General features: G+C 65.9%; 22 protein-coding genes. 15 read left to right on the top strand and 7 right to left on the bottom strand.

Annotated elements, in window-relative coordinates; all coding sequences use genetic code 11:
• Positions 1-52 precede the first annotated feature (52 nt).
• The 3 genes from Q4610_RS04930 (at position 53) to Q4610_RS04940 (ending at position 2,255) form a co-directional block, all read left to right on the top strand.
• Positions 53-1,342, top strand: coding sequence for an adenylosuccinate synthase (locus Q4610_RS04930; RefSeq protein WP_304534901.1), 1,290 nt, complete (start codon positions 53-55; stop codon positions 1,340-1,342).
• Positions 1,343-1,346: 4 nt separating this feature from the next.
• Complete coding sequence (locus tag Q4610_RS04935; RefSeq protein ID WP_304534902.1) at positions 1,347-1,529, top strand: hypothetical protein; 183 nt, start codon at positions 1,347-1,349, stop codon at positions 1,527-1,529.
• A gap of 156 nt (positions 1,530-1,685) precedes the next feature.
• Entirely contained in the window at positions 1,686-2,255 is a 570-nt protein-coding gene (locus Q4610_RS04940) for an NADPH-dependent FMN reductase (protein ID WP_304534903.1), read from the top strand.
• Here Q4610_RS04940 and Q4610_RS04945 read toward each other — a convergent pair.
• Positions 2,239-2,838, bottom strand: a complete 600-nt coding sequence (locus tag Q4610_RS04945; protein WP_304535543.1) for a Pr6Pr family membrane protein — start codon at positions 2,836-2,838, stop codon at positions 2,239-2,241. The two genes, Q4610_RS04940 and Q4610_RS04945, sit on opposite strands and share 17 nt — an antisense overlap.
• A 138-nt stretch (positions 2,839-2,976) precedes the next feature.
• Here Q4610_RS04945 and Q4610_RS04950 point away from each other — a divergent pair, with 138 nt between their 5' ends.
• Complete coding sequence (locus Q4610_RS04950; RefSeq protein ID WP_304534904.1) at positions 2,977-3,861, top strand: bestrophin family protein; 885 nt, start codon at positions 2,977-2,979, stop codon at positions 3,859-3,861.
• Positions 3,862-3,907: 46 nt separating this feature from the next.
• Here Q4610_RS04950 and Q4610_RS04955 read toward each other — a convergent pair whose 3' ends face one another.
• Positions 3,908-5,239, bottom strand: coding sequence for a dicarboxylate/amino acid:cation symporter (locus tag Q4610_RS04955; protein WP_304534905.1), 1,332 nt, complete (start codon positions 5,237-5,239; stop codon positions 3,908-3,910).
• Between the two features lie 185 nt (positions 5,240-5,424).
• On the bottom strand, positions 5,425-6,000 hold the full coding sequence (pdxH, locus tag Q4610_RS04960) for a pyridoxamine 5'-phosphate oxidase (RefSeq protein ID WP_304534906.1): 576 nt from the start codon (positions 5,998-6,000) through the stop codon (positions 5,425-5,427).
• 129 nt (positions 6,001-6,129) lie between these two features.
• On the opposite strand from pdxH, the gene Q4610_RS04965 reads away from it, so the two are divergent.
• The 7 genes from Q4610_RS04965 to Q4610_RS04995 all read left to right on the top strand — a co-directional run bounded on the left by Q4610_RS04965 (position 6,130) and on the right by Q4610_RS04995 (position 11,641).
• Positions 6,130-7,059 carry a DnaJ C-terminal domain-containing protein gene (locus Q4610_RS04965; RefSeq protein ID WP_304534907.1) on the top strand — a complete coding sequence of 310 codons (930 nt, stop codon included), beginning with the start codon at positions 6,130-6,132 and terminating at the stop codon, positions 7,057-7,059.
• Between the two features lie 57 nt (positions 7,060-7,116).
• Positions 7,117-8,028 carry a YihY/virulence factor BrkB family protein gene (locus Q4610_RS04970; protein ID WP_304534908.1) on the top strand — a complete coding sequence of 304 codons (912 nt, stop codon included), beginning with the start codon at positions 7,117-7,119 and terminating at the stop codon, positions 8,026-8,028.
• The gene (gene fabI, locus Q4610_RS04975) at positions 8,025-8,831 is read left to right on the top strand and encodes an enoyl-ACP reductase FabI (protein WP_304534909.1); all 807 of its coding nucleotides are present in this window, start codon (positions 8,025-8,027) and stop codon (positions 8,829-8,831) included. Before Q4610_RS04970 ends, fabI begins: the two co-directional genes overlap by 4 nt.
• Before the next feature lie 4 nt (positions 8,832-8,835).
• Positions 8,836-9,075: a DUF4160 domain-containing protein gene (locus Q4610_RS04980; protein ID WP_304534910.1), complete on the top strand. Its 240-nt coding sequence runs from the start codon at positions 8,836-8,838 to the stop codon at positions 9,073-9,075.
• Positions 9,068-9,421 carry a DUF2442 domain-containing protein gene (locus tag Q4610_RS04985; RefSeq protein WP_304534911.1) on the top strand — a complete coding sequence of 118 codons (354 nt, stop codon included), beginning with the start codon at positions 9,068-9,070 and terminating at the stop codon, positions 9,419-9,421. Before Q4610_RS04980 ends, Q4610_RS04985 begins: the two co-directional genes overlap by 8 nt.
• A complete protein-coding gene (gene aroC, locus Q4610_RS04990) occupies positions 9,418-10,500 on the top strand; it encodes a chorismate synthase (protein WP_304534912.1) in 1,083 nt (360 codons plus the stop codon). Before Q4610_RS04985 ends, aroC begins: the two co-directional genes overlap by 4 nt.
• Positions 10,501-10,840: 340 nt before the next feature.
• Positions 10,841-11,641 (top strand): PhzF family phenazine biosynthesis protein, encoded by an 801-nt coding sequence (locus Q4610_RS04995; RefSeq protein ID WP_304535544.1) that lies wholly within the window; start codon positions 10,841-10,843, stop codon positions 11,639-11,641.
• Positions 11,642-11,645: 4 nt separating this feature from the next.
• Here the strand turns inward: Q4610_RS04995 and Q4610_RS05000 are convergent, their stop codons facing one another.
• The gene (locus Q4610_RS05000) at positions 11,646-12,770 is read right to left on the bottom strand and encodes a serine hydrolase domain-containing protein (RefSeq protein WP_304534913.1); all 1,125 of its coding nucleotides are present in this window, start codon (positions 12,768-12,770) and stop codon (positions 11,646-11,648) included.
• A 37-nt stretch (positions 12,771-12,807) separates the two neighbouring features.
• On the opposite strand from Q4610_RS05000, the gene Q4610_RS05005 reads away from it, so the two are divergent.
• Positions 12,808-13,128: a hypothetical protein gene (locus Q4610_RS05005; RefSeq protein ID WP_304534914.1), complete on the top strand. Its 321-nt coding sequence runs from the start codon at positions 12,808-12,810 to the stop codon at positions 13,126-13,128.
• Positions 13,129-13,265: 137 nt separating this feature from the next.
• Here Q4610_RS05005 and Q4610_RS05010 read toward each other — a convergent pair whose 3' ends face one another.
• On the bottom strand, positions 13,266-13,556 hold the full coding sequence (locus tag Q4610_RS05010) for a GIY-YIG nuclease family protein (protein WP_304534915.1): 291 nt from the start codon (positions 13,554-13,556) through the stop codon (positions 13,266-13,268).
• Positions 13,557-14,018: 462 nt separating this feature from the next.
• Here Q4610_RS05010 and recQ point away from each other — a divergent pair, with 462 nt between their 5' ends.
• Positions 14,019-15,791: a DNA helicase RecQ gene (gene recQ / locus Q4610_RS05015; protein WP_304534916.1), complete on the top strand. Its 1,773-nt coding sequence runs from the start codon at positions 14,019-14,021 to the stop codon at positions 15,789-15,791.
• A gap of 72 nt (positions 15,792-15,863) precedes the next feature.
• The gene (locus tag Q4610_RS05020; protein WP_304534917.1) at positions 15,864-16,292 is read left to right on the top strand and encodes a protein tyrosine phosphatase family protein; all 429 of its coding nucleotides are present in this window, start codon (positions 15,864-15,866) and stop codon (positions 16,290-16,292) included.
• On the opposite strand, the gene Q4610_RS05025 is transcribed toward Q4610_RS05020, so the two are convergent.
• Complete coding sequence (locus tag Q4610_RS05025; protein WP_304534918.1) at positions 16,293-17,696, bottom strand: helix-turn-helix domain-containing protein; 1,404 nt, start codon at positions 17,694-17,696, stop codon at positions 16,293-16,295.
• Between the two features lie 141 nt (positions 17,697-17,837).
• Here Q4610_RS05025 and Q4610_RS05030 point away from each other — a divergent pair, with 141 nt between their 5' ends.
• On the top strand, positions 17,838-18,023 hold the full coding sequence (locus tag Q4610_RS05030) for a hypothetical protein (RefSeq protein ID WP_304534919.1): 186 nt from the start codon (positions 17,838-17,840) through the stop codon (positions 18,021-18,023).
• A 73-nt stretch (positions 18,024-18,096) separates the two neighbouring features.
• Here the strand turns inward: Q4610_RS05030 and Q4610_RS05035 are convergent, their stop codons facing one another.
• Entirely contained in the window at positions 18,097-19,098 is a 1,002-nt protein-coding gene (locus Q4610_RS05035; RefSeq protein WP_304534920.1) for an inorganic phosphate transporter, read from the bottom strand.
• Position 19,099: the final 1 nt, after the last annotated feature.

The raw sequence follows: 19,099 nt of genomic DNA on the forward strand, positions 1-19,099 counted from the left end.
AGTCCCGTCGAAGGGCATGGCCGGTCCGCGCGGCGGGCGGAGGACTGTATCTGTGGCAAATGTAACCGTGATCGGCGCTCAATGGGGCGACGAAGGCAAGGGCAAGATCGTCGACTGGCTCTCGGAGCGCGCCGATGTCGTCGCCCGTTTCCAGGGCGGTCATAATGCCGGCCACACGCTGGTCGTGGGCGAAAAAGTCTATAAGCTCTCGCTGCTGCCGTCGGGCATCGTGCGCGGCACGCTCAGCGTGATCGGCAATGGCGTGGTGCTGGACCCCTGGCACTTCCGCGATGAGGTCGCGAAGCTGGCCGGGCAGGGCGTCACCATCACGCCGGACAATCTCCAGATCGCCGAAACCTGCCCGCTCATCCTGCCCTTCCACCGCGACCTGGATGGCCTGCGCGAGGATGCGTCGGGTGCGGGCAAGATCGGCACCACCCGCCGCGGCATCGGCCCGGCCTATGAGGACAAGGTCGGCCGTCGCGCCATCCGCGTGTGCGACTTGGCCCATCTCGACGATCTCGACCTTCAGATCGACCGGCTGACCGCCCATCATGACGCGCTGCGTGCCGGTTTTGGCGAAGCGCCGATCGATCGTGCCCAGTTGATGGCGGACCTCACCGACATCGCCGATTTCATCTTGCCCTTCGTGAAGCCCGTCTGGCTGACGCTCAACCGCGCCAAGGCGGCGGGCAAGCGCATCCTGTTCGAAGGCGCGCAGGGCACGCTGCTCGACATCGACCATGGCACTTACCCCTTCGTGACCTCCTCCAACACGGTCGCTGGCACGGCGGCGAGCGGCACCGGCCTTGGCCCCAGTGCGGCGGGCTTCGTGCTGGGCATCGTGAAGGCCTACACCACCCGCGTCGGTTCCGGTCCGTTCCCGACCGAACTGGAGGACGCCACCGGCCAGCGGCTGGGCGAGCGCGGCCATGAATTTGGCACCGTCACCGGGCGCAAGCGGCGCTGCGGCTGGTTCGACGCGGTGCTGGTGCGCCAGTCCGTCGCGGTATCGGGCGTCACCGGCATCGCGCTGACCAAGCTCGACGTGCTCGATGGCTTCGACGAACTGAAAATCTGCGTCGGCTACCAGATCGGCGATCAAAAATTCGACTATCTGCCCGCCCATGCGCAGGATCAGGCGAAGGCGCAGCCGATCTACGAGACGATCGAGGGCTGGCACGACACCACCGCTGGCGCGCGCAGTTGGGCGGACCTTCCGGCGCAGGCGATCAAATATATCCGCCGGATCGAGGAACTGATCGGCTGCCCGGTCACGCTCGTCTCCACCAGCCCTGAGCGTGAGGATACCATCCTCGTGCGCGATCCCTTCGCGGATTAAGGGAATGGCGGGTGAACGCTTCGAGCGCCACAAGCAGCCCTGGACCCAGGATGAGGTCCAGAAACTGCACATGCTGGCCAGGAAGGGCATGGGTCTCAAAGCCATCGCCAAGGCGCTCACCCGCACCGAGGAATCGGTCAAGGCGCGCGCCAAGGAAGACGGGCTGACCATCGCCAAGTTGCGGTAGGTCTGCCGTGCTCCCGCGCAGGCGGGAGCCCAGTCCTGCCGTTGATCCCGCATGATAGGACGGAACCGGGCTCCGGCCTGCGCCGGTGCACGGACTGGCTGGACGCTTGCCGGCAGCCATGCGAAGACCGCCCCCTGGCAACAGGAAAGGCTTCGCATGGCGCTCGACATTCTCGTCCTCTACGGCTCCTATCGTCGCGGCCGGCTCGGCATCCGGCTGGCCGATTATCTGGTCCGGGGTTTCGAGGGGCTGGGCCACACGGCGGAACTGGTTGATGCCAAGGCGGTGGACTTGCCCATGCTCGACCTGCGCTACAGCGACTATCCCGCCGGGCAGGCGCCCGCCGCGATGGCCGGGCTGGCCGACCGTCTGAGCGCCGCCGACGCCTTCGTCTTTGTCGCTGGCGAATATAATCGCGGGATGCAGCCGGGCCTCAAAAATCTGGTCGATCATTATCTGAAGGAATTCGACCGTCGCCCCGCCGCCATCGCCAGTTACTCGATGGGGCGCTTCGCCGGGGTGAACAGCCATGCCGACTGGACGGTGACGCTGTCGGCCATGGGCATGGCGGTGGTGCCCGAACGGCTGAGCGTCGGCCAGATCGGCCAGACGCTGGACGAAAACGCCGTGCCGCAGGGTGAAGGTGGCGCCGCGCTGGAACGCGGCTTTGCCGGTTTCGCACAGTCGCTTATCTGGTGGGCGCAGGCGGCTAAGGCCGCGCGCTGAACCGCCGGTCGATCCAGACCAGCGCATGGCCCGCCGCCACGAATCCGGCGGCGATCAGCGCGGCGTTGAGCGCGACCCGGCCGATACCCAGCGCCGCCACATCGATGAAGGGATAGGCATATTTCCCCTCCGCTAGGCCGCGCAGCAGCGCATAGGGCAGATAGGCGGCGGGGAAAACTGCCCAGATCCAGGGGTCACGCCAGCCCAGCCGGCCCTTGCGCGCGAAGGCGATCCACCAGAGCGGCGCGAGCAGCGGCGTCACCTTGTGCAACAGGGTATCGGCCAGCAGCGCGCCGCCGCTCAAGGACAAAAGGCCGCGCAGCAGCAGGCCATAGATGATGCCGACCAGCAGGATCGCGAGCAACACTCCGCCTATCCGGCGCGGCGTCACCTTCCGCCCCAGCGCGATCGCCGCGAATGTCAGCGCGACCGCCATGTTGGTCAGCACCGTGAAGAAGCGCAGCAGTATCCACAGCGTACCGGCGACAGAGCCATTCTGTCTAAAGGTCGCGTCGAACTGGATCGCCAGGCCGCAAAGGGCCACCAGCGCGACGATCGCGGCGCTGATCCGGCGGGCCTTCATCACGCCACGGCACCTTTCGGTTCATCCGTCCCGCTGTTGCGGGGGGCATCGGCACAGGATATTTCGTTTCGTTCTGGCATCAAGGGAGCATTTCCGGGAGGCTGGCGTTAGCGCAGTCGTCTATTTTCGGAGATATGCATGATTGTCGATCCCGTGCCCAGCCTGCGCCGGCTGGCGGCCGAAGTGTGGAAGCCGCTGACCTTGTTGTTCGTATGGGACTGTGCGGTGACGATCACTTATTATGTCCTGCCGTTCAAGGCGCCGTCTTTGCCGCTCACCATCTTCGGGTCGGCGCTGGCGCTGTTCCTGGGGTTCCGGTCCAACAGCGCCTATCAGCGCTGGTGGGAAGGGCGCATCCTGTGGGGCGCGATGATCAATGCGTCGCGCAGCCTGGCCCGCGCGACCCGCAACTTCCTGCCCGATCCGCAGGCGCGCGACCTGAAGCGCGAGATCGTCAAGCGCCAGATCGCCTATGTGAACGCCTTGCGCTGCCAGTTGCGCCGCCAGCCGATCGGCGCGGACGTGACCGGCTTCCTGCGGGAGGAGGACAAGGGCAAGGCGCTGGCCCGTGCCAATCCCGCCAACGGCCTGCTCGACAGCACGGGGCGGCGCATCGACATCGCCCGGCGGGAAGGCTGGATCGACACGATCCAGCAGACGCAGATGGAGGCGGTGCTGGTCGACATCGCCAATGCGCAGGGCGGGATGGAACGGCTCAAGAACACGCCTTTGCCGATGCAATATCGGTTCCTGCCGACGCTGTTCAGTCACATTTTCTGTCTGTTGCTGCCGATCGGGCTGGTGGAGACATTGGGGTTCGCGACGCCGCTGGGCTCGACGGTGGCAGGCCTGATGTTCCTGGCGGTGCTGCGGATCGGCGACGACCTGGTCGACCCCTTCGACAACAGCGTGCATGACGTGCCGTTGTCGGCCATGTGCCGGACGATCGAGATTGACCTGCTCCAGGCGATCGGCGACCCTGTGCCCGATCCGGTTACGCCGGTGCGCGGGGTGTTGTGGTAAAGGGGGCTCGCGTTCCCGCCTGCGCGGGCGCATGTCGGCCCTTTGCCTACCCCTTGCGGTCGTCCTCCACCATGTCGGGCGCCAGGTCCAGCCCGGCACGGCCATGGGCCGCGGTGTGGGCCGGGGCCTTGGGATGCTCCACCTCGATCGGCTCCTCGACCTCCAGCATCCCTTCCCATTTGGTGATGACGGACGTGGCGATGGCGTTGCCCAGCACGTTGGTGGCGGTGCGGCCCATGTCCATGAAATGATCGACCGCCAGGATGAAGGCGACCCCTTCGACCGGCAGGTCGAACTGACCCAGCGTGGCGGCCACCACCACCAGCGATGCGCGCGGCACGGCGGCGATGCCCTTGCTCGTCACCATCAGGACCAGCAATATGGTGATCTGCGTCGCGATCGGCAGGTCGATGCCATAGGCCTGGGCGATGAAGATCGTCGCGAAGGTCGCATACATCATCGACCCGTCGAGGTTGAACGAATAGCCCAGCGGCAGCACGAAGCTGTAGATGCGGCGCGGCACGCCGAAACGGTCGAGCTGCTCCAGCATCTTGGGGTAGGCGGCTTCGGACGATGCGGTGGAAAAGGCGATCAATATGGGTTCGCGGACATAGCGGACCAGCTTGAACATCCGCTTGCCCAGGAAAATCGCCCCCGCGCCGCACAGCAGCAGCCACAGGCAGAACAGGGCGATATAGAATTCGCCGACCAGCGCGCCATAGGTTTTGAGCACGCCCAGACCCTGCACCGTGACCGAAGATGCGAGCGCGCCGAACACCGCGAACGGCGCCACGCGCATGACATAGCCCGTCACCTGCAACATCAGTTCGACCATCGCCTCGATCACCGTGACGATCGGCTTGCCCCTGTCACCGATGGCGGTCAGCGCAACGCCCACGAACAGGGAAAAGACGACGATCTGGAGGATCGAATTTTCCGCCATCGCGCCCACCATCGATGTCGGAAAGACATGGAGGATGAAGTCGCGGAAGTTGAGCGCTTCGGTGTTGACGCCTGCGTCCGCGCCTGAACGGACGAGATTCAACCCCTCGCCCGGCGCGAAGAAATTGACGAAGATGAGGCCGAGCGTCAGCGAAATGAGGCTGGCGATGATGAACCAGGCAAGGGCGCGCCCGCCGATCCGCCCCAGCGCTGCGCTGTCGCCCATATGGGCGATGCCCGCGACCAGCGTGGAAAAGACCAGCGGGGCGATGATCATCTTGATCAGATGCAGGAAGATGTCGGCCAGCAGGTGGAAATAGCCCGCCACATCCTTCGCCAGCGTTTCATCGCCGCCGACGGTCAGGTTGGCCACAAAGCCCGTAATCACCCCCAGCACCATGCCGATGAGGATGAAGGCCGTCAGTCTGTTTCGCATCAAATCCCTTTAGGTCGCCTATGGGCGGCCCCCGCCTGTTGTCCGTCTGTCAGGAACACCTAACAGGCGGCCGGGCGACCCGCAATCAGGGCGCGTCCGGCTGCACCAGACAAGACGAAGCAGCCGCGTCTTTCCACGCCCCCCGGCAACCGCCTGTCAGCGACAGGCTGCCAAGGCACAGGCCATCAGGGATAGAGCAGCCCTTCGCACCAGCCATCATCCTGCCGTTCGAACAGGCGCCGTTCGTGCAGGCGATGTTCGCGATCCTGCCAGAATTCGATCCGTTCGGGCACGACGCGAAAGCCCGACCAGTGCGGCGGGCGGGGCACCGGACCGCCCGCGAATCGGGCGCTGGCTTCCTCGAACCGGGCCATGAAGATGTTGCGGGAGGGCAGCGGGCGGGACTGGTCCGAAGCCCATGCGCCCAGCTGGCTGTCGCGGCTGCGGCTGGCGAAATAGGCGTCAGCCGCGGCGTCGTCCACCGGGCCGACCGCGCCTTCGATGCGGATCTGGCGGCGCAGTGATTTCCAGTGGAACAGCAGGGCGGCATGGGGATTGACCAGCAGTTCGCCCGCCTTGCGCCCCTCGAAATTGGTGTAAAAGACGAAACCGTCCGGCCCATGACCTTTCAGCAGCACCATCCGCACCGACGGCCGGCCGCGCGCGTCGGCGGTGGCCAGCGCCATGGCGTTGCTGTCATTGATTTCGGTTTCGCGCGCCTGCGCATACCATTGGTCGAAGAGGGTGAAGGGATCGGTCATGCCCATGGCTTCTAGAAGCGGGCAGCCGCACTGTCGATAAGGGGATGCCCCATATCATCGCCGCCTTGAATGTCGGCCCCGCATCGTCCACATAGTCGCGCAGTGATGCTTTTGTGCAACAGGTAGAAGATGCCAGATCCCTATTCCACCCTGGGCGTAGCCCGCAGCGCCAGTGATGCGGAGATCAAGTCCGCCTATCGCAAGCTGGCGAAGGAACTGCATCCCGACAAGAACAAGGATAATCCCAAGGCGTCGGAAAAATTTTCCGCCGCGACCAACGCCTATGATCTGCTGTCGGACAAGGACAAGCGTGCCCGCTTCGACCGGGGCGAGATTGACGGCGACGGCAATCCGACCGCGCCCTTCGGCTTTGGCGGCGGGGGTGGCGGCGGCGGTTTTCGCGGTCAGCCGGGCGGCGGCTTCGACACTGGCGGCGCGGATTTCGGCGACATTTTCGAAGGACTATTCGGCGGCGCGGGCCGGCGCGCAGGCGCGGGGGGCGGCTTTGGCGGTGGTTTTGGCCGCCAGGCGCCGCCGCCAAAGGGCGCCAATGTCGCCTATCGGCTGGCGGTGCAGTTCACGGACGCTGCAACCCTCGCGCCCCAGCGCATCACCTTGCAGGACGGCAAGACCATCGACCTCAAGCTGCCCGCCGGGGTGGAAAGCGGCACCCAGATGCGCCTGTCGGGCAAGGGGCAGGCCGGGCCGGGCGGGGCGGGCGACGCGATCGTCACGATCGAGGTGAAGCCACATCCTTTCTTCACCCGCGATGGCGACAATGTGCTGCTCGACCTGCCGATCACCATCGACGAAGCGGTGAAGGGTGGCAAGGTCAAGGTGCCGACCGTCGATGGCCCGGTCATGCTGGGCGTCCCCGCGGGCGCGACGTCGGGCAAGACGCTGCGCCTGCGCGGCAAGGGCTTTACCGGCAAGGACGGCCAGCGTGGCGACCAGATGGTGACGCTCCAGATCGACGTGCCGGCCGACGATCCGGCGATCCGGGCGCTGGTGGAAAACTGGCAGGACAGTCGGGCCGTGCGCGCCCATCTGGGCGTTTGAGGCGTTACCGGGGCGATGCAAGTTTCGCCGCACTCGCCTGAACAGCGCCGCCACCGCATGAAGGCGCATGCCCGCGCCCAGATCGACCGGGTCCGGCCCACGGCCCGGACGATGGAAATCGTCAAGCGGGTGCTGGTCGGCACCTATAGCGATGGCTTCATCCATGCGGGCAACCTGGCCTATCTGTCGCTGATCACGCTGTTCCCCTTCTTCATCGTCGCGGCGGCGGTGGCGTCGGTGCTGGGCAGCACGCAGGACCGGCTGAACGCGGTCTATGTGTTTCTGGCCAACCTGCCGCGCGGGGTGGCGGACGTGGTGCGGCAACCGATCATTGATGTGCTTCACGCGCGCACCGGATCACTGCTCTGGCTGGGCGCGCTCGTTGGCCTGTGGACCGTGGGCAGCCTGATCGAAACGATCCGCGACATATTGCGCCGCGCCTATGGGACCAAAAGCTCGCGCGGTTTCTGGCATTACCGGCTGGCCGCGATCGGCATCACGCTGGTCAGCGTGCTGGCGGTGATGTTCGCCTTCTCGCTCCAGATCGTGCTGACCGGCGCGGAGCAGGTCGTGTTGCGGCTCTTTCCCTTCGCCGACGACGCCATCCGCATCCTGACGCTGACCAAATTGGTGCCGATGGGCATATTATGCCTGGCGCTCTGGTCGCTCTATGCCTCGCTCACCCCGTCCGCCTACAAGGACCGGCGTTTCCCCAAATGGCCCGGCGCGCTCGCCACCTCGCTCTGCTGGTATGCCACCACCTGGCTGCTGCCGCCGACCCTGTCGCTGCTGGGCGGCTATGACCGCACCTATGGCAGCCTGGCCGGCGTCATGATCACCCTCATTTTTTTCTTTCTCGTCGGGCTTGGCGTGGTAATTGGCGCGGAATTGAATGCGGCGCTGGCGGAATTTCCCGAAGAGGAACCGGACGCGGCGCTGGCGACGCAAGGAAACGGAACGACGATATGAACGGCTTGATGGCAGGGAAGCGCGGGCTCATCATGGGGCTGGCGAACGACAAGTCGCTCGCCTGGGGCATTGCCCAGCAATTGCACGCGCACGGCGCGGAACTGGCCTTCTCCTATCAGGGCGACGCGCTGGCCAAGCGGGTGCGGCCATTGGCGCAGCAGGTCGGGTCGGATTTTCTGATCGATTGCGACGTGACCGACATGGACAAGCTGGACGCCGCGTTTGCCGAGTTGGAAGCGCGCTGGGGCACGATCGACTTCGTCGTCCACGCGATCGGCTTTTCCGACAAGAATGAGCTGCGCGGCCTTTATGTCGACACCAGCCTCGACAATTTCCTGCTGACCATGAACGTGTCGGCCTACAGCTTCGTCGCCGTCACCCGCCGCGCCCGCGCGCTGATGCCCAATGGCGGCAGCATCCTGACCTTGAGCTATTATGGCGCGGAAAAGGTCATCCCCCATTATAATGTGATGGGCGTGGCGAAGGCGGCGCTGGAAACCTCCGTCAAATATCTGGCGATGGATCTTGGCCCCGAAAATATCCGGGTGAACGCCATCTCGGCCGGCCCGATCAAGACGCTGGCCGCCAGCGGCATCGGCGATTTCCGCTATATCCTCAAATGGAACGAGCTGAACTCGCCGCTGCGTCGCAACGTGACGATCGAGGATGTGGGCGGCGCGGGCCTGTACCTGCTGTCGGACCTCGCATCGGGCGTGACCGGCGAAATCCACCATGTCGACGCGGGCTACAACGTCATCGGCATGAAAGCGGAAGACGCACCGGACATCGCGCTGGACAGGTGAGCGCATGCCCACGGTCCTGCGCGAAGCCAATCTGCGGGTCGTGATCTACACCGATGACCATCCGCCGCCGCATATTCATGTCTTCGGCAACGGCGAAACGAAAATCGCCTTGGTCGGACAATATGGCGCGGCGCAGGTGGTGCGGATCGTTGGTGCCGACCGGCGCGAGAGTCGACGCGCGCTGGAAATCGTGCGAGAAAAGCGCGACTATCTGGTCGAAAGGTGGAACGATATCCATGGGTGAACTAACCCAGTCTCAGTTCAAGGACGCCGTGCGGCGCGGCCAGCATGATCTTGCGATCAAGCCGCGTGCCCGCGCCGCGCGTTACGACCGGGAAACCGGCCATATCGTGATCGACTTGGTCAGCGGCGCCACCTTTTCCTTCCCCGCCACATTGGCGCAGGGGCTGGAGCAGGCGAGCGCCGATCAGCTCGATAAGGTCGAGATCGCAGGCGCGGGCTTCGGCCTGCATTGGGAAGAACTGGACACCGACCTGACCGTGGAGGGCCTGCTGGCCGGCCGCTTCGGCAGTGCGCGCTACATGGCGCAGCGTTTCGGCTCCGATTGGGATAGTGAAGCAGCAGAATGAGTTTCAACAGTTTCGGTCGCGTTTTCCGCTTCACCACCTGGGGCGAAAGCCACGGGCCTGCCATCGGCGCGGTCGTCGATGGCTGCCCGCCCGGCCTCCCCTTGAGCGAGGCGGACATCCAGCCCTGGCTTGACCTGCGCAAGCCCGGCACGTCCAAATTCACCACCCAGCGCCGCGAGGCGGACGAAGTGCGCATCCTGTCGGGCGTGTTCGAAGGGCGCACCACCGGCACGCCGATCAGCCTGCTGATCGACAATATGGACCAGCGCTCCAAGGATTATTCGGACGTCGCCAAGGCATACCGCCCCGGCCATGCCGACTATGCCTATGACGCGAAATATGGCTTTCGCGACTATCGCGGCGGCGGGCGGTCGTCGGCCCGCGAAACCGCCAGCCGGGTGGCGGCGGGCGCGGTCGCCCGCGCAGTCATCCCCGAAGTCGACATTTTCGCCTATGTCAGCGAAATCGGCGGCGACGCGATCGACTATGCCCGTTTCGACGCCGCGCAGATCGGCCAGAATCCCTTTTTCTGTCCCGATCCGGCGGCGGCGGCCCGCTGGGAAGCGCTGGTCGACACAGCCCGCCTCGATGGCTCCTCGCTCGGCGCGGTGGTGGAATGTGTCGCGGCGGGCGTGCCGGCGGGCTGGGGCGCGCCACTCTATGCCAAGCTCGACAGCGAACTCGCGAGCGCGATGATGAGCATCAATGCGGTCAAGGGCGTCGAGATTGGTGACGGCTTCGCCGCCGCCCGCCTGCGCGGCGAACAGAATGCCGACCCGATGCGCCCGGCTTTGGATGGGAGCAATGACGGCCCGCTGTTCCTCGCCAACCATGCCGGTGGCATCGCCGGTGGCATTTCGACCGGACAGCCGGTCAAGCTGCGCGTCGCGTTCAAGCCAACCAGCTCGATCCTGATCCCGGTCGAAACGGTCACGCGCGATGGTGCGGCGTCCGACATCATCACCAAGGGCCGCCATGACCCCTGCGTCGGCATTCGCGGCGTGCCAGTGGTCGAAGCGATGATGGCGCTGGTGCTGGCCGACCAGAAATTGCTCCACCGCGCCCAGTGCGGGGAATGATGCGCCGAACCGAAGCACCGCCATGCGAAAGTGCGAGACGACTCGCTTGAGTTACGATAATATGACGGTCATCGCCCGCGGGAGGGCGAGCGGCAGAGCGTAAGCCTGGGGAGCGTCACCACGCGTCGATGCGTTTTCGTTGAAAATGCACCGATTAAAATGCGCGGATTGACGGTCAAACCGTCCCCTGAACGCCGCGACACGGGCCAGCCATGCACCCATGGCTGGCCCATTTCGTTTCGGACACAGGGGAAGGGCCAATGGCCGGCGCGCGGCCCTGTCGGCGATGCGCGTATCGGGGCATGACCGGCGCAACATGCAACAGGACAGCGCCCCCCCCATGACCCAGCTTCCCGTCACCCAGCTTCCCTTCACGCAGGTCGATGCCTTCGCCCACGCGCCCTTCACCGGCAATCCTGCTGCCGTGATACCGCTCGACGCCTGGCTTGACGACGCCACGCTTCAGGCAATCGCGGCGGAGAATAATCTCTCCGAAACCGCCTTCACCGTGCCCACGCCGGACGACCCCGACGCCGACCATGCCCTGCGCTGGTTCACTCCGACGGTCGAGGTCAAGCTGTGCGGCCACGCCACGCTGGCGAGCGGCCATGTGCTGATGCAGGGCGACGCCATCCGCTTCCGCACCCGCCACGCCGGCGTCCTGACCGTCACGCGCGAAGCGGATGGCTATGCCCTCTCGCTGCCGGCCTGGGACATGGCGCCCCGGCCGCTGCCCGATCTGGCCGTCGGGCTGGGTGGCCAGCCCGTCGAATCGCACTGGCGCGACGGCGGCTACAGCCTGTTCCTGTTCCCGGACGCTGCCGCCGTGCGCGCGCTCACGCCCGACTTCGCGGCCTTGAAAGCGCTGGGCGACATGATGCTGATCGCCACCGCGCCCGGCGACGACAGCGATATTGTCAGCCGCGTCTTCGTGCCGGGCGGCGGGGTGGATGAAGACCCCGTCACCGGTTCGGCCCATTGCCTGCTCACCCCATTCTGGGCGGCGCGGCTGGGAAAAAATCAGATCAGCGCCTGGCAGGCGTCCGTGCGCGGCGGGCGGCTGGGCTGCACGCTGGCGGGCGACCGGGTCATCCTGACCGGCGCGTGCCGCACGGTGATAGAAGGGCGCTTCCTCCTGTGACCCCTTAACCCGGAAACAGCCCGACCAGTTTCGCCAGCGCCCCGCGCACCGCGCGCCGCTGGTCCTTGTGCGGCGACATGCCGATCCGCACCACGGTCAGCCGCTGGCTGGGCGAAATCAGGATATATTGGCCATTATGCCCGACGCAGCCGAACAGGCTGGCGGGCGCCTGTCCCGGCATCAGCGCGCTCTCGCTGCTGTCGCGATTGAGCCAGATATGCAGCCCATAGGCGGCATTGCGCGCCGATGGCGTGGTCATCAGGTCGATCCATTTTTCCGGCAATATCTGGTGCCCGGCGGGCGACCGCCCCCGGCGGCGCAGCAGGTCGCCGAACCGGCCATAGTCGCGCGCGGTCATGTGCAGGATGCTGCCGCCGATCATCGTGCCGCTGGCGTCATATTCCGCCGTCAGGCTGGGCAGATTGCCCGGCGCCTTGAGCCGTCCGTCGATGAACATCTGCATCGCCCGCCGCCGCACGTCGGGATCGGCGCTGTTGGTCAGCATCCGCGTCATCAGGTCGGCCAGGATCAGGCTGCTGCCGGTCGAATAGGCAAAACCCGACCCCGGCGCATGGGCCAGCGGCTTGGCTTCGGCATAGGCCGCCATGTCCTGCGCGCCGTCGGCAAACAGCATCCGCACCGTGTCGCCGTTCATCACCGGCGCGCCATCCTCCACATGGTCCAGCCCCGAACTCATGGTCAGCAATTGCCGCAGCGTGATGCGCCCGCGCGGATCGCCCGGCTGGCTCCACGCCGGCACCGGCACCGGCGCATCCAGCGCCAGCCGCCCGTCCGCGACCATCAGGCCGACCAGCACCGCCGTCACGCTCTTGGCGATCGACCAGGACAGCAGCCTGGTGTCCGGCCCGAAACCGGGCGCATAGCGTTCGGCGATCACCTGTCCGTCGCGCATCACCAGCAGCGCGCGGGTCTGGCCCATCGCCTCATCGTCGAACAACGGGTCGATTGCGCCGCGCAGCGCGGCTTCGCCCACCACCGCGTCCGCCGCGACGCGATAGACCGGCGCTGTGTCCTGCTGCGCGCGCCCGGCCAGCGTGCCCGCGACCAGCAGCGCGGCGATGCCTGCGCCCAACCCAAGACGCTTTACGATTCGCTTGTCGATCTGCATAAGCCGGCGCCCTTACACAGCAGCGGGATAAAGAGCCATGGCGGTTCGGCGGAAATGGACAATGGCGGCAATGCTGATCGCGGTGCTGATCCTTGGCGCGCTGGCCTGGAACTGGACCGGCCTGCGCGCGCGGGCGCAGTTGGGCGCGGCCTATGGCGCGCGGATCGGCTGTTCCTGCCGCTATGTCGAAGGCCGGGCGATGGGCAGCTGCGCCGCCGACAAGGAACCCGGCATGGCGCTGGTGCGCCTGACCGACATCCCCGAAAGCCGCGCCGTGGAAGGCCACGTCCCCCTCCTCGCCACCCGCACTGCCCGCTTCAAACCCGGCTGGGGCTGCCTGCTCGACCCGGCGGAGTGAGGGCTACGGCCCTGTTCAATGACAAGGCAGCATTTACCGGAAGCGACCATTTTTCGCCTTCAAAACAAGATGTGCCATTGTCCTGAAGCGGCCATTATTCTTATCGTCACCCCAGCGCAGGCTGGGGTCTCAGGCGGTCAGAGGATAAGGTCCGTCATATCGCGCCAATCGGGATTACCCTCCTCTATCAGCCGGATTTTCCATTCGCGCTTCCAGGCTTTGAGCGCCTTTTCGCGAGCGATGGCGAGCGTGATATCATCATGTTGCTCGACGAGAACCAAGCGCATCAGCCCGTATTTCCTGCAAAAGGCCGAGCCAGTGCCGTTTCGATGCTGTTCGGCACGCGCCGCGATGTCGGCGGTGACGCCGATATAGAGAACGCCCCTTGCCTTATTAGTCATGATATATGTGTAGCCGCCTCGCGCCATGCCCTACTGTAACGCGCCGCCGCCTGAGACCCCAGCGTTCGCTGGGGTGACGGTGGATTTTATGTCTGCTCTATAACAATTGCTCCTGTAAACCAGACAGTCTCTTTCCCACCCAACTCAGCCCTGCACCCTTAGGATAATCCTGTCCTACACCAGCGCCTTCGCGTAAAAGTGCGCCCGGCTCTTTGCATCGTCAACATCTTCTATTCACGCCGTTTTTTGCGTTCGGCGCGAATCTTCCATGGTGCATTCGCGCGAAGTTTCGGAAAATCCGCGCTAACCCCCTGAAAAGTCAGGGCGCGGCTCCGGCCGGATCGCGTCGGAAAAGCCGCTATTGCGCGCGCAACCGGCAACATCCGGCCGAAAATGAGCCATGACGCGCCCGAAAGCGCATCAGTCCGGCATCCCGTGCATCGCGCAACCCACTGGCCCCCCCGCGCCGCAGCCGCTAGAGGCGATGCGATGCGCCCCGACATTCCCACGCTTCTCCACGACATATTCGGTTTCACCGCCTTTCGCGGGGTGCAGGAACAGGTGGTGGGCCGCGTCATGGCGGGCCAGCCGACGCTGGCGATCATGCCGACCGGCGCGGGCAAGTCGCTTTGCTACCAGCTTCCTTCGGCCGCGCTCGACGGCTGCTGCGTCGTCGTTTCGCCGCTGATCGCGCTGATGCATGATCAGTTGCGCGCGGCCAATGCGGTGGGGCTGCGCGCCGCCAGCCTCACCAGCGTCGACGCTGACTGGCGCGAGACGCAGGATCGCCTCCGCAATGGCGATCTCGACCTGCTCTATGTCGCCCCCGAACGCGCCAGTCAGGAACCGTTCCGCAACCTGCTGCGCGCCGCCAGGATCGCGCTGTTCGCGATCGACGAAGCCCATTGCGTATCCGAATGGGGCCATGACTTCCGCCCCGACTATCGCCTGCTGCGCCCGTTGCTGGACGAATTTCCCGATGTCCCGCGCCTGGCGCTCACCGCTACCGCCGACGCGCATACGCGCAAGGACATATTGGTCCAGCTCGGCATACCGGACGATGGCCTCATCATATCGGGCTTCGACCGGCCCAATATCCGCTACGCCGTCCATCCACGCGACGGGCTGACGCGGCAATTGTCCGACCTCGTCGCCGCCAACCCCGGCCCCGGCGTCGTCTATACCCAGACCCGCGCCGCGACCGAAAAGCTGGCCGAAACGCTCGGCCGCTCCGGCCGCTCGGTGCGCGCCTATCATGCCGGCCTCGACCCGGCGGTGCGCGCCCGTAACCAGGCCGCCTTCATCGCCAGCGAGGACATGGTGATGGTCGCCACCGTCGCCTTCGGCATGGGCATCGACAAGCCTGATGTGCGCTTCGTCGCGCACGCTGGCCTGCCCAAGTCGATCGAGGGCTATTATCAGGAATCGGGCCGTGCGGGGCGCGACGGCGAACCGGCGGTCGCCCATCTGTTCTGGGGTGCGGAGGATTTTGCCCGCGCCCGCCAGCGGATCATGGAACTGGACCAGAGCCGCCAGCAGGGTGAACGCGCCCGCATCGCGGCATTGGGTGCGCTGGTGGAAACCGCCACCTGCCGTCGCGCGATCCTGCTGCGCCATTTCGGCGAATCGCCACCGCCCAGTTGCGGCAATTGCGACAATTGCCTCTCGCCCCCCGCCAGCGTCGACGCCACCGAAACCGCGCGCAAATATCTCTCCGCCGTCTATCGCACCGGCCAGAGTTTCGGCAGCGGCCATATCGAAGCGGTGCTGACCGGCGCCCCCAATGACAAGGTGCGTGAGCGCGGCCATGACAAAATCTCCGTCCATGGCATCGTGTCCGGGGATGAAGTTGCGCTGCTTCGCCCCGTATCGCGCGCGCTGCTGGTCCGCGACGCGCTGGAGACGACGGAGCATGGCGGCCTGATGCTCGGTCCCAACGCCCGCCCGATCCTGCGCGGGGAGGAGGAAGTCCGCATCCTGGTGCCGCCCAAGCGCGAACGGCGCGGTCGCAATGCCCGCAACGGCGCGGAGGCCAACCCGGTCGGCGATCCGCTGTTCGACGCGCTGCGCGCCTGTCGCCGCGAACTGGCGCAGGAAGCCGGCGTGCCGCCCTATGTCATCTTCCACGATTCGACGCTGCGCGAAATGGCGGAACAACGCCCGTCGAACATGCGCGAAATGAGCCACATCAGCGGCATCGGCCAGAAGAAGCTGGACGCCTGGGGCGATGCCTTCCTCGCCGCCATCCGGCCGTTTCTGTGAATTTTATCCCCGCCGCCCGACTTGAATCCTGACGATCTGTGGCGCATGGCTCCGGCCAAAGGAGACACGCCCATGTTCCGCAAGCTGACCGACCGTATCCTCGTTTCCCCGCAGATCACGATCGATCAGGTCGGTGAGGCCAAGGCGCAGGGCGTGACCGTCATCCTCAACAACCGCCCCGATGACGAGGAACCCGGCCAGGTCAACGGCGCGGAGATCGAGGCGGCGGCGAAGGCTGCGGGTATCGCCTATCTTGCCGTGCCGGTGTCGCATGGCGGCTTTGCGCCGTGGCAGCTCGACGGCATGGCCGCCGCGCTGGAACAGGCGGGGGACGGCAAGCTGCTGGCCTATTGCCGGTCGGGCACGCGCAGCACCCTGCTCTGGTCGCTGACCCGCGCCCGCGCCGGGGACAATGCCGATGTGCTGGCGGCCCAGGCGGCTGCGGCGGGCTATGACATCACCCCCGTCCGCCAGATCATGGACGCGCTGGCACCGCAATGATTACACGCGCCGGAACGGGAAGGGCGCGGCCGTCCGTTCGTAACTGTGTAGGTCCAGCGCGCGCGTAACCGGGGGCAGCGCGCGGTCGGGGCAGCCGCGCCGTTCGCACAGATGGCAGGTCGGTCCGACGTGCGTTGCCTCACCCTTGTCCGGGTCGATGCCGTCGGCATGGACGATGCGGGGCGCATGTTTCGCCTCGCACCCCAGCGCGATCACGGTTCGTCCACGCGCCTCGCCCTGCGGCAGGCCGATCGCCAGCGTCACGAACCGCTTGCCTTCCAGCGTTTCGATGAGTTGCGGTGTCACCTGATCCGGCACATGGGCACCATGCGCGTCCCAGCGCGGGCAGGTGCCGCCGAAACGGGCGAAGGGCCAGGCTTCCCCGTCGAACCGCTTCGACAGGATGCCCGCCCGGTCGATCTTCGCCATGAAGAAGGGGATGCCGCGCGCGCCGGTGCGGTTCAGGCTGGTCAGGCGATGGGCGACCTGCTCGGTCGATGCGCCGAAACGGTCGCGCAACAGGGCGATGTCATGGCGGCTCTGCTCGGCCGCCTGCCGGAAACGGTCATAGGGCATGACCAGGGCGGCGGCGGCATAGTTGGTGAGCGCCATGCTGGCAAGGCGGCGGCTGTCCTCGTCGGGCGGCGCGGTGCGTGCGATCTGCGTCGCAATCGCCTCGGCCAGTTCCTGCGCGCAGAGGTGATAGGCGATGGCGAAGAGGCGCCCCGATGCCGCCAGCCGCTCGCTCAGCATCAGCCGCCGCCGGTGCATGTCATAATGGCGCAGCGTTCCCGCCAATATGTCGGCGCGCACGACCTGAACGGTCATGCCGTGCCGATCCTTCAGGCGCGCGCGCAGCTCCGCCTGCAACAGGCCGGGATCGTCGGGCAGGGCGGCGGCCAGGCTTTCCGCACCCGCGTCGATCTCCGCGAAATGGTTGCCCGATCGCGCGATCGTCTCGCGCAGCCAGTCGACCGGCGCGACCAGTGGCGCGGGTCCGCCGCTGGTGATCGCTTCGCCCGGCAGGCGACGCAGATCACCCAGCGCGCGGTAGAAGCGGGCGATCGCCTCGCTGACGCCGGGATAATTTTCCGCGACCTCCAGCACCTCGTCGCGGGCGATGCCGATGTCGCGGACCAGCGCGTCGGACAAGATCTCGCTCAGTTCACCCGGCCCGCCATCGGCCGGGGTGGCGGTGAAGTCGCGAATATCGATGTCATAGGTGTTGGCGAGCCGCAGCAGCATCTGCGCTGTCAACGGCCGCTGGTTGCGCTCCAGATGGTTGAGATAGCTGGGCGACACGCCCAGTTCTTCCGCCATGCGGGTCTGGTTCAGGCCCAGTTCGCGGCGCAGCACGCGCAGCTTGGGGCCAAGATAGAGTTTGCGATCGTTCAGCTCTGCCATTTGGTCATTATGTCATAGAATGACATAATGACCAAATATGATTGTGACTGACGGCCACTCATCGGCCTTCCGCATTGGTGTTTAGCTGTATACTTCGTTGTTCATAGCCCGATCGATGGGCCAGCGACGAAGGACAAGAGGATGACCACCGACACGATCGACCAGACCCAAGGCCACCCCCAGCCCGCTCGCTCGCGCGCGGTGTTCAGCCAGGAGGACTTCGGCCTGATCCGCACCGCCATCGCCCATTATCTGCGCGAGGTTCAGGACCAGCCGGAATCGGTCAAATATGCCAATCTCTATCATCGGCTCGGCCGGGTCGCCTGAACGGCGCTGACCGATGACGAAAAGGGCGCGGGATCACTCCCGCGCCCTTTTGCATGGCCTCGGTGCCATTGGCTCAGAAGAGCTTGGTCAGCCCGTAAAAGGCCGCGCCGATCGCGGCGGCCGCGGGCAGGGTGACGACCCAGGCGACAATGATGCTCGACGCCACGTTCCAGCGCACCGCCGACAGCCGCCGCGACGCGCCCACGCCCACGATCGCGCCGGTAATCGTATGGGTGGTCGACACCGGAATGCCCAGATGGGTCGCCATGAACAGGGTGATCGCGCCGCCGGTTTCCGCGCAGAAACCCTGCGCCGGGGTCAGCCGCGTGATCTTGGACCCCATGGTGTGCACGATTTTCCACCCGCCCAGCAACGTGCCCAGGCCCATCGCCGCCTGGCAACTGAGCACCACCCACATCGGCACATGGAAGCCGCCGGTCAGCATCCCCTGGGAATAGAGCAGCACGGCGATGATCCCCATCGTCTTTTGCGCGTCATTGCCGCCATGGCCCAGCGAATAGAGCGAGGCGGACACGAGCTGGAGCTTGCGGAATACGCCGTCCGCGCCCTGCGGCGTGAAACGGCGGAAGATCCAACTGATCAGCAGCACCAGCATCAGCGCCAGGAACAGGCCGACCGCCGGCGATATGACGATCGCCGCGCTGGTCTTGAACACGCCGCTCCAGACCACCGCGCCCAGCCCGGCCTTGGCCGTGCCCGCACCCAGCAGCCCGCCGATCAGCGCATGGCTGGACGATGACGGGATGCCCAGCCCCCAGGTGATGAGGTTCCAGGCGATCGCACCCATCAGCGCGCCGAAGATCACCGATGCATCGATGATGCTGGCGTCGACGATGCCCTTGCCCACCGTTTCGGCGACATGCAGGCCAAAGAAGAGGAAGGCGATGAAGTTGAAGAAGGCGGCCCAGGCGACCGCATATTGCGGTTTGAGCACGCGGGTCGACACGATGGTCGCGATCGAGTTGGCGGCGTCGTGCAGGCCGTTGAGAAAGTCGAAGGCTAGCGCGACGCCGATCAGCGCAACCAGCAGCGGAAAGGCGATATGGGCGTCCATG

Source organism: Sphingobium cyanobacteriorum (assembly GCF_030580935.1).
GTDB classification, from domain to species: domain Bacteria; phylum Pseudomonadota; class Alphaproteobacteria; order Sphingomonadales; family Sphingomonadaceae; genus Sphingobium; species Sphingobium cyanobacteriorum.